The sequence below is a fragment of the Lysinibacillus sp. A1 genome (assembly GCF_000801965.1).
GTDB lineage: Bacteria > Bacillota > Bacilli > Bacillales_A > Planococcaceae > Lysinibacillus > Lysinibacillus fusiformis.
Genome location: NZ_JSZM01000023.1, coordinates 59,305 through 73,112, shown reverse-complemented (window position 1 = coordinate 73,112; position 13,808 = coordinate 59,305). Strand labels below are relative to the sequence as shown.

The 13,808-nt window shown below is 36.5% G+C and carries 16 protein-coding genes; 5 read left to right on the top strand and 11 right to left on the bottom strand.

The features are described 5' to 3' along the window. Positions 1-149 precede the first annotated feature (149 nt). A complete protein-coding gene (locus PI85_RS17930; RefSeq protein WP_081937139.1) occupies positions 150-1,646 on the bottom strand; it encodes a class I adenylate-forming enzyme family protein in 1,497 nt (498 codons plus the stop codon). 247 nt (positions 1,647-1,893) lie between these two features. On the opposite strand from PI85_RS17930, the gene PI85_RS17925 reads away from it, so the two are divergent. Then, positions 1,894-2,499: a metallophosphoesterase gene (locus PI85_RS17925; protein WP_036120597.1), complete on the top strand. Its 606-nt coding sequence runs from the start codon at positions 1,894-1,896 to the stop codon at positions 2,497-2,499. A gap of 45 nt (positions 2,500-2,544) precedes the next feature. Here PI85_RS17925 and PI85_RS17920 read toward each other — a convergent pair whose 3' ends face one another. From PI85_RS17920 to PI85_RS17895, 6 genes are all read right to left on the bottom strand, one after another. Further along, the gene (locus tag PI85_RS17920) at positions 2,545-4,296 is read right to left on the bottom strand and encodes a protoglobin domain-containing protein (protein WP_036120600.1); all 1,752 of its coding nucleotides are present in this window, start codon (positions 4,294-4,296) and stop codon (positions 2,545-2,547) included. Between the two features lie 277 nt (positions 4,297-4,573). Further along, on the bottom strand, positions 4,574-5,158 hold the full coding sequence (locus tag PI85_RS17915; RefSeq protein WP_036120603.1) for a DUF305 domain-containing protein: 585 nt from the start codon (positions 5,156-5,158) through the stop codon (positions 4,574-4,576). Between the two features lie 103 nt (positions 5,159-5,261). Further along, complete coding sequence (locus PI85_RS17910; RefSeq protein WP_225316096.1) at positions 5,262-5,438, bottom strand: cysteine-rich CWC family protein; 177 nt, start codon at positions 5,436-5,438, stop codon at positions 5,262-5,264. A 79-nt stretch (positions 5,439-5,517) separates the two neighbouring features. After that, positions 5,518-5,715: a hypothetical protein gene (locus PI85_RS17905; RefSeq protein WP_008173593.1), complete on the bottom strand. Its 198-nt coding sequence runs from the start codon at positions 5,713-5,715 to the stop codon at positions 5,518-5,520. 13 nt (positions 5,716-5,728) lie between these two features. After that, the gene (locus PI85_RS17900) at positions 5,729-5,941 is read right to left on the bottom strand and encodes a hypothetical protein (protein WP_191967641.1); all 213 of its coding nucleotides are present in this window, start codon (positions 5,939-5,941) and stop codon (positions 5,729-5,731) included. A 42-nt stretch (positions 5,942-5,983) separates the two neighbouring features. Further along, a complete protein-coding gene (locus tag PI85_RS17895; RefSeq protein ID WP_036120611.1) occupies positions 5,984-6,217 on the bottom strand; it encodes a hypothetical protein in 234 nt (77 codons plus the stop codon). Between the two features lie 122 nt (positions 6,218-6,339). Here PI85_RS17895 and PI85_RS17890 point away from each other — a divergent pair, with 122 nt between their 5' ends. Beyond that, the gene (locus PI85_RS17890) at positions 6,340-6,834 is read left to right on the top strand and encodes a L,D-transpeptidase family protein (protein ID WP_036120614.1); all 495 of its coding nucleotides are present in this window, start codon (positions 6,340-6,342) and stop codon (positions 6,832-6,834) included. 39 nt (positions 6,835-6,873) lie between these two features. Here PI85_RS17890 and PI85_RS17885 read toward each other — a convergent pair whose 3' ends face one another. Beyond that, a complete protein-coding gene (locus tag PI85_RS17885; protein ID WP_036120616.1) occupies positions 6,874-7,638 on the bottom strand; it encodes a DUF2935 domain-containing protein in 765 nt (254 codons plus the stop codon). Between the two features lie 282 nt (positions 7,639-7,920). On the opposite strand from PI85_RS17885, the gene PI85_RS17880 reads away from it, so the two are divergent. Continuing rightward, positions 7,921-9,525: a ribonuclease J gene (locus PI85_RS17880; protein WP_369794270.1), complete on the top strand. Its 1,605-nt coding sequence runs from the start codon at positions 7,921-7,923 to the stop codon at positions 9,523-9,525. A 49-nt stretch (positions 9,526-9,574) separates the two neighbouring features. Here PI85_RS17880 and PI85_RS17875 read toward each other — a convergent pair whose 3' ends face one another. Next, positions 9,575-10,261 carry a restriction endonuclease subunit S gene (locus PI85_RS17875; RefSeq protein ID WP_036120621.1) on the bottom strand — a complete coding sequence of 229 codons (687 nt, stop codon included), beginning with the start codon at positions 10,259-10,261 and terminating at the stop codon, positions 9,575-9,577. Positions 10,262-10,462: 201 nt separating this feature from the next. Here PI85_RS17875 and PI85_RS17870 point away from each other — a divergent pair, with 201 nt between their 5' ends. After that, positions 10,463-10,852 (top strand): helix-turn-helix domain-containing protein, encoded by a 390-nt coding sequence (locus PI85_RS17870; RefSeq protein ID WP_025115796.1) that lies wholly within the window; start codon positions 10,463-10,465, stop codon positions 10,850-10,852. 32 nt (positions 10,853-10,884) lie between these two features. On the opposite strand, the gene PI85_RS17865 is transcribed toward PI85_RS17870, so the two are convergent. After that, positions 10,885-11,760, bottom strand: coding sequence for a radical SAM/SPASM domain-containing protein (locus PI85_RS17865; RefSeq protein WP_036120625.1), 876 nt, complete (start codon positions 11,758-11,760; stop codon positions 10,885-10,887). A gap of 180 nt (positions 11,761-11,940) precedes the next feature. Here PI85_RS17865 and PI85_RS17860 point away from each other — a divergent pair, with 180 nt between their 5' ends. Then, positions 11,941-12,351, top strand: a complete 411-nt coding sequence (locus PI85_RS17860; protein WP_036120628.1) for a hypothetical protein — start codon at positions 11,941-11,943, stop codon at positions 12,349-12,351. A gap of 53 nt (positions 12,352-12,404) precedes the next feature. Here PI85_RS17860 and PI85_RS17855 read toward each other — a convergent pair whose 3' ends face one another. Then, positions 12,405-13,808: a SpoVR family protein gene (locus PI85_RS17855; protein WP_036120631.1), complete on the bottom strand. Its 1,404-nt coding sequence runs from the start codon at positions 13,806-13,808 to the stop codon at positions 12,405-12,407.

The window sequence follows — 13,808 nt, the reverse complement described above, 5'->3', positions numbered from 1 at the left end:
GGGTCACCCCTTCTCCATTCTTTTAATTTAATTTGTCGTAGACTTTATTATACGATACTTTGAAAGAGGTTCCTATTTTATCTTGTTTCAGATAATTTTTTTTGCATGAAAACGAAGCTTCGAGAAAAGTTAACAGTTCATACTTTTTCTCAAATCTTACTTACTTGAGGTCGTAATGTATGCTTTAGAACTTTACCGGAAGCATTGCGTGGCAGTTCAGTTAAACATTCTATTTCATACGGTACTTTATATTTGGCAAGCTGTGATTGACAATAGGATAAAATGTTTTCCTCATCAAGTGACTTACCTTCCTTAAATACGACAAAGGCTTTGGGTACCTCTCCATATACTTCATGCGGTAATCCAACTACTGCTGCCTCTAAAATTTCAGGCAATTGATACAATACTTCTTCGACTTCAATAGGGTAAATATTTTCACCGCCTCGGATGATCATATCTTTTTTCCGATCAACAATATATAAATAGCCTTCCTCATCAAAACGTCCTAAATCTCCTGAATAAAGCCAACCATCTATAATCGTTCTAGCTGTTTCTTCAGGATTACGTAAATAGCCCTTCATCACCTGTGGTCCCCTTACGCATATCTCACCTACCTCACCAGCGGGAACTGGCTTACCTTCACTATCAACTACTCGAACCTCTGTCTGCCCTAATGGCTTCCCAACAGAGCCTATTTTCGTTAAGGCATCTGTATCTAATAAAGATGTGGCTGCAGGTGTATTTTCTGTTTGACCATATAAATTTTGTACGTTCACATTTGAAAACGCCTCTTTCACTTGTTTAACAAGCTCATAGGGCATTGGGGCAGCCCCGTAACATAATAAACGCAAATGGCTAAAGCTATGTTCCTTAAATCCTGGCGTATTTAATATGATCGTATACATAGATGGAACACCAAAGAAGATGGTTGCCTCTGTTATGGCAATCTGCGCTAATGTTTTGGTTGGTGAAAAGGCTTCTTCTATCACGACTGTCCCTCCTTGATAAAACATGGGCATAGCAAAAACATGAAGTCCTGCACAGTGAAATAATGGTGTACAAATAAACATCTTGTCCTTGTTAGACATTTTCATGGAAGATGACCAAATATCGGCTGTAGCCACAATATTTTCATGAGTTAGCATCACGCCTTTTGGTTTACCAGTTGTACCTGAAGTGTACATAACAACCGCAGTATCATGGGCCTCCAACTGTACTACAGCTCTTACTAAGTTAGTATTTTTAAAGATATGGTTCATAGCTTGAAATCCAATAACATGTTGGAATGAATAGGATATATCCTCTAGCGCTTCAGCTAATCTTTCATCATAAATGAGTCCCTTCGCTTGTGAATGATTAAAAATAAATTCAACCTCTGGAGCTGCTAATTTAGTATTAATAGGCATAGCTACGTAGCCGGCTAATTGCACACCTAAATAAGCAATTAAGAATACATCTGAATTGAGTGTATATAGCGCAATGACATCGTCTTTTTTATAATTTTGCTCCTGTAAATAAGCTGCAAATCTTTCGACACAATTGTAAAACTCACGATAACTTAGCTTTTTCCCATCATATACGGTCGCAATTTCCCTAGGCTGTTGCACAGCATACTTTTCAAGAATATCCGTCATGTACATCGTCATTATAAGCCCTCCAAAAATTTGTTTTTTACTGCTAGATAGAGTCATCATCAATGGCAAATTACTTGAATGCTGAAATTTCAGAAAATTATGATTTTATTTTATCAAGCATTGAATTCCTTGGCAATTTTCCATACATTCAAAATATGAAGGCAAACTAACGAAATATTCTTAGACGTTTTACTTTTCTAGCAATTTCTATTAGGTGTATGATATTTATACGATTATTTATAGGAAAGGCCGGGTTTGCATGCTATATGCACTTTTAGGAGATTTACATTCTAATATAGAAGATACGAAAGCTGTTCTCACTCATATTCAGCAGACAGCAAAGGAAGCAAAAATCATTGGATTAGGTGATTTATATGAATGCACGATTAGTAAGAAGAAAGCCCAAACGATGTCTGGGTTATCTTTACAAAGAGCAGCGATCGTTGAAAGTAAATTTGAGGAACTGTTAACCTTCCCCTCTATACGGGGCAATCAAGAAGAGCGTATTACACAGGTGACGGGCATTGAGCGCTTTAGGGCGTTACCGGAAACAATGGAGATTGATGGCGCCACACTTATGCATGGGCATCAATTTAAATGGAGTGTAAGCTGGCAGCCAACATTCCCACCCTTTCAAAAGCCATTGTTCTTCTTTGGTCATAGTCATGAATCAGGTCTTTATCACCAGCAGAAAAAATTACCGATTCGTATTCGCTACGGACAGCCCATTGTCTTACAAAATAAACAATACGGTGTAAATGTTGGCTCCGTTGTAGATCACCGTGAATGGTGTCTGTATGATAGTGATAAGCGCACCGTAACCTTTATGTGTGTACCTTCTGTTGATGAAGGAACAGTGTCTTAAACATAAAAAGAGCAAGCTAATCTGCTCTTAGCTTGCTTCCCGTTTTTAATGAATATATTGTTTTTTTCCGTCCAATAGAATTTCCTTTAACGCTTTCAGTTTGTCAATGACTACAAAGGATTCTTCCGAAATTTCCTTCAAGTATTTTTCTGCCTCATTTTTACGTCCTGCATTATATTCACGCACTGCTTTTTTAGCAATTTCATGGACATGAATAAACGACTGTTCTAATTCTACATACGCACGTTCATCACCTAAGAGCTTTTTGCCAGTGCCATAATACCATTCACCAAGACGTGATTCTTTTGGCGAGCCTACATCTTGCTCTGTCATCGTTTCAAAGCCTAGCAGTAAATTATAAATTTTCCAGCGCCATAATAAATGGTCGGTAATGGCTAATTCAATGATATCCTCTTGGCTAATAATAAAGTTTTTAGAAATCGTTGAAGAACGATATCCATCGATCATTTTACTTAATTTATATATAGCAGAGCCCATATCAAAAACAATGACTTTACTTTTTTGCATACTTTCTGTAATTGTATGGTTGCGTTCAGAAATAGTTGTAGCGGATTGAGCTTGTACCTTTGTTGTTGTAGCTATTTCCTCAAAGCGAGCCCCTTGCTGCTGTAAATTTTTATTTAACTCTGCAAGTGTTTGAGTGATATGTAGTGTATCTGTAACACCTTGATGTAAGTCTTGTGAAAATTGTGTCGTTAAAGAGCTAATGTTGTTAGTAATATGCAGTAGCTCCTGTATATCTGTATGTATGGATTTGACAGATGTACTTGTATCATCGGCAAGCTTCCGAACCTCTTCTGCGACGACAGCAAAGCCCTTTCCTGCTTCCCCCGCGCGGGCTGCTTCAATCGATGCATTTAAAGCTAATAAGTTCGTTTGATCTGCAATTCTTTGAATCAATTCCATCAGCTTCGCTACACTATTTACACGTTCAACGAGACGTTTAATATCCTCCTGCATGGATTTATGTCCTTCATCTGTTGTTTGTAAGATCGTTGATACTTGGTGTAACGAATCTAAATCCTGGTTTAATTTTTTTAAAGCAAGCTTTGTTTGCTCTGAAATATCGCCTACAGATGTAGCAATATCTTCAATGCTTTCATCTAGTTCATGCATCGATTGATCTGCTGCAATGATTTCCTGCTGTTGTATTTCTTGAAATTCGATGAGTTCCTTCACCGTATCCAATTGTGTGTTATACGTAATGATTTCACCTAATCCATTCACTACGGAACCAGCTTGTATTTCTATATAGGTTTCTAGAATAATTTGCTGATCGATTGTTACTAGGCTATCATACGACAATAGGACATCCAGCATCTTCTCTTGATCACGTGATAATTCTTTTACTATTAATGGAATAATCAACTGATTAATTAATGTATAGGCAGAAATCATCCAGTTCGGTAATACGCCTATTCGTGCATGTATATATGCTATTTTACGTCGCTTAAATACATAATCTAAATCTAATTCATCGTCAAACAGACTTATAAAGTGTGAATCGAATAACCCTTTTAAACGTTCCACAGTTGAATGTGTATGGATTACTTGATTAAATTCTGGTATTTCCAGCAAACGATCATAAAAATTATCAAGTATATGCTGTCGATTGTCTTCATAAATTTTACGTAAGAACCCAACAGATTCTCTCCTAATTCTTGATAGCGCTAAAAAGTCCAATTTTTCTTTAAAGCGCTCATTCGCCTCAATGTCAGAATTTTTGGCGGCTGAGAAATAATCATAATTTTGATTAATCTTCTTCCTTTTGAACACAATAACCACTCCCATTTGTCTAAAGTACATGCATGTAAAAACTACTAGTTAAAAACGAATAATCGAATTTCCTTCATTACCTTCATCTAATAAAACATATATATTTTACCAACAACAGAAAGACAAAAATAGATTCTCAAAAAATTCTTTACACTATCTTATTTACTTGTCCACTTTATTGACATTTTTCTTTGATAAACACTATTTTCACGCAGAAAAAGCGCTAAAACCATGATTGATCTTAGCGCCTTCTTCCTATAAAAACAGTTAGTTACTACTAGCACTCGCAATCGCAATTTTGTAAACTATCCAGTAACTTTTCCATAGCCTCTAGTTGCTCACAAAGCGTTTGAATCATGCATTTTAGAATTGGGATTAATTCTTGGCAAATACAAAATCTCAGCACATTTTGCGCTAATCGTATTCCTCCCTGATGATGGACAATCATTTCCCTTAAGTAGTTGATGTTAATACTATTGGAAACTGGTGGTGCACACATTGCATTAAACATAGCTTCCGTAATTTCTTTATAAGCACACATATACTCGTATAATTCATACTCTGAATTTTGTACAACACAGCATCTATTTTGTAGTGATTCAAGACTTTCAAGCATTTCTGTATGTGTTCGGATGATTTCTAATGCAAGATTTTGTACAGGAATATTTGTCGTGAAGCGTAAAACATTTTCTGACATTTGAATTGCTGCTATTTGATATGGGATGATTTGCTTTATAAAATTTTCTGAAATACTACAAGTAATGGTTACATAGGTCATGCCCTGCATCATCTTTTTGAGGATGCGTTGATATTCCTCTAAATATATCTGTGTGACATTACTAAGTTCAATAGGTCTAGCCATTAGACACACTCCTTTCAGAGTAATGTATGCCCGCTAGGTTGTTGTGCGATGGACAATTGTACCAATTGCGTAATTTTTACAGGAACGTCATGATAGGTATAAGTTATACGGACTCTTCTTTATATGTATCTAAGCACGCTTGACAAATACATGTATTCGTCATGGTCATATTTAACAATTGCTCTGGAAAGTTCTGTGTCATACACCAACATTCTTTTTCCCCTTTGACGACTCCACAATGATTTTCTTTGCCACATCTTGGGCATCTCTTTTCCGACATAGTCTGGACCTCTCTTTCTTTTCTCATCATTGTAAAGGAAAAAAGGAAGAGCACTCAAGACCCTACTCCTCCCCAGTCACTATTGATGCTTGTGAATTTCTTGTTTTACTTCATCTATATTGGTGTCACTATATATAGCCGTCCCATGTCCACCTTGTTTAGCCAATAATGCTTTTACCTCATTGTAGGATAAACCTGCCTCGGCATTTTTCTGCTTCACTTCATGAATATCTGTGCCCGAAACTGTGAATGGAGCTTCTCCACTTTCTCTATTCATTGTTTGCTACCTCCTATAATTCATCCGGCTGTAATTCAATCAATTCATCGCCTTCTCTTCCCACTCTCTTATTGAGTTCCTTAATAGGGATGGCATCAACAGTTTGCATATCCTCATGCAAATCGAAAAGACTAATTGTATCTGAATCAACCATGTCAGGTTTGTCTTTACTACTTAAATTCATAAATATTTTCTTTTCATGTGGTATTTGTTCTTTGTCCATCATGCCACACTCCTTTCTTCTTTAATGTGTGTAATGATGAACAGATTATGTGTCTTTCCTTTTAGCACTTTTATCGATGCGATGGTATTCAGAAATTTGAATGACACGCACATGCCTAGTATGCAATTCATGATAAATGCCCCTGCTATCTGTAAAGGAGATATATTGATCTCGTTCACCCTTTACCAATTTCTCTGCTTCTTGCTGCGACTCGATAAAGATAAACCTTCTGACATAATGTATTTCATCAAAAAAATACGTAATTTTAAATTCTCTCATGATATATGCTCCTTAACAATACGGTGTTACTGCTTATTCTATCCAAAGTCCTGAACAATCCATAACATCATTCATAAGTAGCATATAGTATAATCATAACCTGTATAAAGGAGAGATGGACGTTGATTCATACCGTTAAACCCGGCGAAACGTTAACTCAAATTTCCCGCGATTATCGTACATCATTGTCTTCCATTATTGAGGCAAATCCAGGCATTCAACCAGACACTCTTTACGTCGGTCAACAAATTATAATACCTGGCTTTCCTGATCCTGAGACAATCCCATACCGTATAGAAATTTCTACAGAAAATCGTTGGCTACGTCTCTACAGAAATAATACTCTTCAAAAGCAATATGCAATAGCAGTTGGACGTATGCTACACGAAACACCTGTTGGTAGTTTTATTATTATTAACAAAGATCCAAATCCTGGCGGCCCCTTTGGAACTATGTGGATGAGCTTATCAAAGGAACACTACGGGATTCATGGCACGAATGACCCTAGCTCCATTGGGCATGCTGTTTCTCATGGTTGTATCCGAATGCAAAATCAAGATGTTGAAGAATTAGCTAGTATTGTTCCTATTGGGACTGAAGTAGTGATTCATCCATAATAATAAGGCTATCCATTGTGATAGCCTCCTCGCCTTCTTCTATTCTTCTCCTCTTGACTGTGCAAGCTTCATTAAATAGTATTGCTCTTCACGCCACATATGATCCGCCATAGGTGCAGTAAATGTACCTAAAACCTCTGCACTCAATTCCATCTCTTCTAACTCTTTTAAAAATGTTTTGAATAATGTCATTTCCAACTCAACATCCTTATTAAACCGGCTTAAAGCAGGAAAGGAATGCATATTCGTTCGTAAATAACCTGTTAATTCTACTGCCTTTAAATAAAATTGTTCAAAGTGTTTGGCAAACTCATTACTCTTTTGCTTCAATCTTTTTTCGACACCATCTAAATCATCCTGAATAATACCTGCATGTCCTGAAGCATCTAATAGCCAAATTAAATGATGATGAAGCTCATGAAATATTGGTGGTACTTCGCCTTTTTTTAAATAATTGAGCACATTTTGATATTCTTCAAGTTCATTAACCATATGATTGACAAATGTTGGTGTTAAATGAATCCCAATATCTCCTGACAATTGATGTCTCAGTAGATGAAGTTTAAATTGTTTAAACTGCTCGACATTGTCATCAACAGTTATGGAGAAAGAGACTGCATTGGTACCATCGATGGATGACACATAGGTAAGCAACCGAGAGAATTGTTGGATAAAACTATTTGCCCTTTGAATGTCATCCTGTTCAGATGGATATAATGCGTCATGAATAAATTGTGCATGATTTTGCATGATTTCTAGCCAAAAACTATGCTCAAAAATTGCATGTTGCACAAAATTAGACATGGTTAAACCTCCTTTGTTTTTCTTCACTATGAAAGAAGCTTGACGCGATCGTGCCAAGTTTTTGTCCCCTCTATTCTATTCCTCGTGAAATACAAATAGTATTTAATATTCTACAGTTGTTCATGATCGTTTTCGTATAGGATGAAACACTAAAAGCTATACTACCAATGGCTAAAGTAATTATTAGATGAAGTTACAACTTTAGGAGGGAGTATTTTGTCCACAAAGAAACAGTTATTATCCATTTTTGCCTTAGGTGGCATTAATGAAATTGGCAAGAATATGTATGTAGTTCAATATGCAGATGATATGATTCTTATTGATTGCGGAGCAAAATTTCCAGATGAAACCTTGCTCGGTATTGATTTGATCATCCCTGATATCACCTATTTGCTTGAAAATAAAGAAAAAGTTAAAGCTTTAATTGTGACGCATGGACATGAAGATCACATTGGGGGCATTCCATATCTCTTAAAAAAATTAAACGTTCCTGTTTATGCTACCCGCTTCACTTTAGGGCTGATCGAATTAAAATTAAAAGAACATAAGCTGCTCAGAGAAACCGACTTAATTGAAATTCATGCTGACTCAGCACTCCATTTGGGAGAAATTGATGTAAGTTTCTTTAGAACTAACCATAGCATACCTGATTGCTTAGGAATCGTCCTTGCCACTCCTGAAGGAAATGTAGTGCATACTGGAGATTTCAAATTCGACTTAACACCTGTGAATAACCAATTCGCAGACATTCATAAAATGGCGGAAATCGGATCAAAAGGAGTGCTCGTTCTAATATCAGAAAGTACAAATGCCGAACGGCCAGGCTTAACGCCCTCTGAGCAACTTGTTGGTCATCATATTGAGGAGGCCTTTTTCCATGCTGAGCGTAAAATTATCATCTCAACCTTTGCCTCAAATGTTAATCGTATTCAACAAATTGTGCATGCAACCATTGCCGCTAATCGAAAGCTAGCTTTATTAGGTCGTAGCATGGTAAATGTTGTAGATGTCGCTATTGAACGAGGGTATTTATTTGTTCCGGATGATCTGTTAATAGATGCACGTGAAGTTAAATATCTTCCCCCAGAGGAGGTAGTCGTTCTATGTACAGGCAGTCAAGGTGAGCCGTTAGCAGCACTTGCTCGTTTAGCAAATGGTAACCATCGGGAAGTAAAGGTTTTACCTGATGATATGGTTATTCTCGCAGCGTCTCCTATTCCAGGCAATGAAAAAGGAGTTTCTCGCATTGTTGATCATTTATTTCAGCTTGGCGCAAAAGTCATATATGGTTCCTCCACTCATACGGGAATGCATGTTTCAGGACATGGCTATCAAGAAGATTTAAAACTTATGCTGACGTTTATGAAACCGCAATTTTTTATTCCTATTCATGGCGAATTCCGTATGTTGCATCAGCACCGTTTATTAGCTGAATCTGTTGGTGTTCAAAAAGGCCATACGTTTATTATGAAAAACGGAGATGTCGTGGATATTGAAAATGAGACAGCGAGACAAACACGCAAAGTTCCATCTGGGGATACGTATGTGGATGGAATCGGCATAGGAGAAGTAGAAGGTATTGTCCTGCGTGATCGCAAGCAGCTTTCTGAGGATGGAATGTTGGTTATAGTCTTAACCCTTAGCAAAGCAGACGGTGCTATTATTTCAGAGCCTGATACTATTTCCCGTGGCTTTGTGTTTGCAAAGGATTTCGAGGAGCTATTAAATAAAGTAAATGTGCTGACCAAAGAAATAATCATCGAGTTACAGCAAGAAAGTAGACAAATACATGTCTTAAGACGAGAAATAAAAAAAGCTGTAGGTCAGTATTTATTTACACAAACAAAACGGAAACCTATGATTTTACCCATCATTATTGAAATATAATTAGTCGGTGCAAGGATTAACAAATCCACTATGCACCGACTGCTTTATATTAATGGCTATATAACTTCTGACACGCATGATATTCTGGAAAATCATGCAAATAATCACCATTAAAAATATGATTTAGCATAGCTATATAAAGATAATGCAACTGCTCAAATCCTTGATATAAGCTGTTAGAATGATGCTTCGCTTGTCTAGAAGTATCATCAAAATGCTTTGGTAGATTCTTAACTGCAGTAACTAAATATTCCTTATTCGCTAATAATTGTTGAGCAGCATTTAATACTTGAACTACTTGATGCTGAATGACTATAGAAGGTAACTCAATCATTAAACGATAATCATCACATTTTTTATTATTGTGTTGATGCCATTTAATAAAATGAAATAAATAGTCACTGCTTAGTATCGATTCATTCGGTATGATTGCAATGATTTCATGGCTAATACATACATCTGTTTTACATTGATATATACTCGTGTCCTTTAAATTCGTTTTATTTAGAAGGATACTTTGAGTCGGTACCAATGAAAAAGAATATTGTTCTTTCAATGTACTATCAACCTTTGGCAAACAACTAGTATCATCTTCAAGGGATAATTTATTTAGCGCTTCTTCGGTTATATAAGGAATACCTTCCCTAGTAAAGCATTTTTCACTCATGAACATTTTACCCATTTTAATTTTTGCTACCTCTTCTAACAAATACTTCACCTTGCTTTCATCCTCCAATCTTATGTTCTACTTTGTAAACTACTCTATAAACATTCACTTTCGATCTACTTCTAAAAGCTTCGATTAGGCCATTTGACTAAGGAAAGTGGCTACTCTAAAATTGTACCATTTTAATGTAACTTTTTCTCTATTATACCACTATAATAGTATAGTCATTTCCACTATTTTTCACTAGCTTTTAACATAGAGGTGAATCATATGTCAGATTTTTTAAAGCTAGTAGGTGAACAACTCCGTATTATTAGATTATCGAAGGGGCTAAGCCAGGAAGAAGTGGCCGAAAGAACAGGGAAATTGGGTTTCAGTAAAGGGAGAGTTTCCAATATTGAACACGGACAATCTAATATAACTTTGAGTACATTAGAAATACTTATGAAGGCACTAGATATCCCTCCTGAGGAGCTTTTTAATTTTCAAAAATTATCTGGCGTTACTGATATTGAGGAAAAGAACCTCATGCTAGACATTCATCGATCATTATTAAGAGAACGCAATTTAGACGAGGTTAAATATGTAGTTCGTATTACAAAGGATTTTTTAGATACGATTGATTCACAGTCAAAGAAAAACAGCCCCAATGGTCAATGACATTGGAGCTGTTTCTTCACCTATATAAATAATTACATACCAAACTTTTGACGATAGCCACATTTTCTACAAAGCTCTTCAACAGCCTCTCTTCTTGAAAAGCCATCGATTATATTATTGGCACGTTCCCCATCCACTATTTCTGAGAACGATTTTTCATGAACATTACCTAAATTAATGACCCCTTCACCATCTAAGCAGCAAGGTACAACGGTACCATCTACAAGAATCGCAGCCTGACTACGAAGAGCGTGACAAAAGCCTTTGCCTTCATCTTCTGGCTCCAGTAAGCTTGGCCATCTAAATTCATGATCCTGATTCAAATAAATATTCGAGCCGATTTTCACACCCTTACCAGGCTCTACTTTTTCCTCAATGCGATAATCAAGATTATACTCATTTTCTAGTATTTCTAATGTTTCGCGGTTGCGACGTGCTGCAACATCCGAAACGTGATCTTGTTGTAAATTCCATAAGCGGTAGGAAATAATCGTTTTGTATTCTCTAGACTCCCGTACAAAATCTAAAATATCGCCTAAATATTTTTCCCTGTTTTCCGAACCTTCGTGTCCATCAAAGCTATGTAGAGAAAAGTTTATTTGACGTAATGCTGGTTTCCCTAATATTTTTTCACGGTTTTTCTTAATTAACGTACCATTCGTTGTAATATTTACCTTAAACCCTTTCTCATGAGCCGCATCTAACAGCTGATCAATCCGTGGATGTAAAAGAGGCTCTCCCTTTACATGCAAATAAATATATTTTGTATGTGGTCGGATTTCGTCCAATATTTTATTAAATTGCTCTACCTTTATGAGTCCCTTTGCACGTTCAGTAGGTGGACAAAAACTACATGCTAAATTACAAACACTCGTTATTTCTATATAAACCTTTTTAAATGTTTTCAACTTTCCTTCACCGTTCCAGTTCCCTAGATATTCAAATCCCATTCATTTTAACAAATTTATAGGATAGATAGCAAAAAACGAGTGCTTCTCTTTAGTGAATATGGCTACACGTACAAATGGACTTTAAAAACTGTAATATCTTATTAGTATGAGTATGAATAGTCGAAAGGAGGACAAACGATGCAAAGTTTCAATTCTAGAAAATTTAATGAACCTGAGGAACCTGAAAACGATTCTACTGAAAAACATGCTAGAAACCATATTACATTCAATTTTACATTTAATATAGGAAATACAGACTTCCATTTTGAGCAACGTGCTGAAGGTGGAGGACAAATCAATGAGGATGTGGGGACAAATGCCAATCAAGGTGGGCAAAATGCTAGTCATGGCAGTCACACACGTAATGTAAATTCTCAGTTTGCAGATGGTAATCGCCGTAGCGGTATAGCCGGGAGTGATAACAACGAGGCTGGTGAACAGCAAGGTATAAAGGTAGGAGACAGCTTAGTCACTGATAGCGATATTCACTCCTCCTCTAATCATAGTGAAAGCCATGAAGAGGACAATGATTTATTAACGGAAGAATAGAAATAAAAACTTCTATCTGTTCATTGTCACACTCAACAGATAGAAGTTTTTTGTTAAACATTTCGTTTATAGTTTTTAGTACCATCATAGGAATACAACATCGGTTTACTATCCACATATGTCTCTAAATGCACGGGACGACCCCACAGCTGATATATATACGGTAGTACATTTTCTAAATAGTGAGGATCTAGCTCCATGCCTTCATAGCCATGCATTAAATAGAGCTCCCCATTCCGTAAATAATCACCATTTTTCACTAAAATATATGGGAATCCACCGTTGACCCGCATTGAAACAAGCTGGTCTCGAACCATCTCATGATCTTTGTCGGTAATCCGATATTCATTCCCTTTCTTTTGAAATAAATATAAATCCTCACGCTTCGCTAAGTCTTTTGATAAATAATTACGAATAAAGGAAATATCTGACTCAATCTCTCTTACTTCAAATATTTTTTCCCGTCCTGTGTTCGGCTGTACACCTAACCGCTTCATCTCATCAGTCGGGTTGTTATAGCGATTTTCTATATCCTCAAAAATTTTAATGCCAAGGTAATATGGATTAATGGATGTTTTAGAGGGCTGCACAACTCCTGCATTTAACTTGGCATATTCGATGGTTTCTGGGGTTGTTAGGTTCAACTCCCGCATAATTCGTTGATGCCAAAAAGATGCCCAACCCTCATTCATTATTTTCGTTTCTAATTGTGGCCAAAAATAGAGCATCTCTTCACGCATCATTGTTAATATATCTCGTTGCCAATCTTCCAGCTCGCGGCTATGTTCCTCTAGAAATAATAAAAGATCCTTTTCTGGTTTTGGTGGAAACTGCTTTAATCTTCGTCTAATTGGTTTATACACTTTATCTTTTTCTTCTAAGCTCCATAAATCATCATATGGCGATTTTATTGGTGCCTTTTCTTCCTCTTGCTCATCTTCCTCACTCCAAGATAGCTTCGGTCTCAAAATAGATGGATCAATATGTTCCTGAATCGCTAAAACGGCATCTAAAAACTGCTCAACCTCATCCTTACCATATTCTCTTTCATAGCCGGCAATTCGTTCAGCCGTAGCTGTCATGCTCTCTACCATATCTCTTCTTGTGTTGGAAAAACGTACATTATTTTTAAAGAAGTCACAGTGTGCTAAAACATGGGCGATAATCAATTTATTTTGCGTTAACGTATTCGTATCAAGTAAAAATGCATAGCATGGGTTAGAATTTATGACGAGCTCATAAATTTGACTAAGCCCTAAATCATATTGAAGCTTCATTTTATGAAATTGCTTACCAAAGCTCCAATGGGAAAAACGAGTAGGCATTCCATAGGCGCCGAATGTATAAATAATATCTGCTGGACAAATTTCATAGCGCATTGGATAAAAATCTAAGCCAAAGCCTGAGGCAATTTCGGTAATTTCATCTATTGCTCGCTGAAGCTCTTTTGTGTCCAT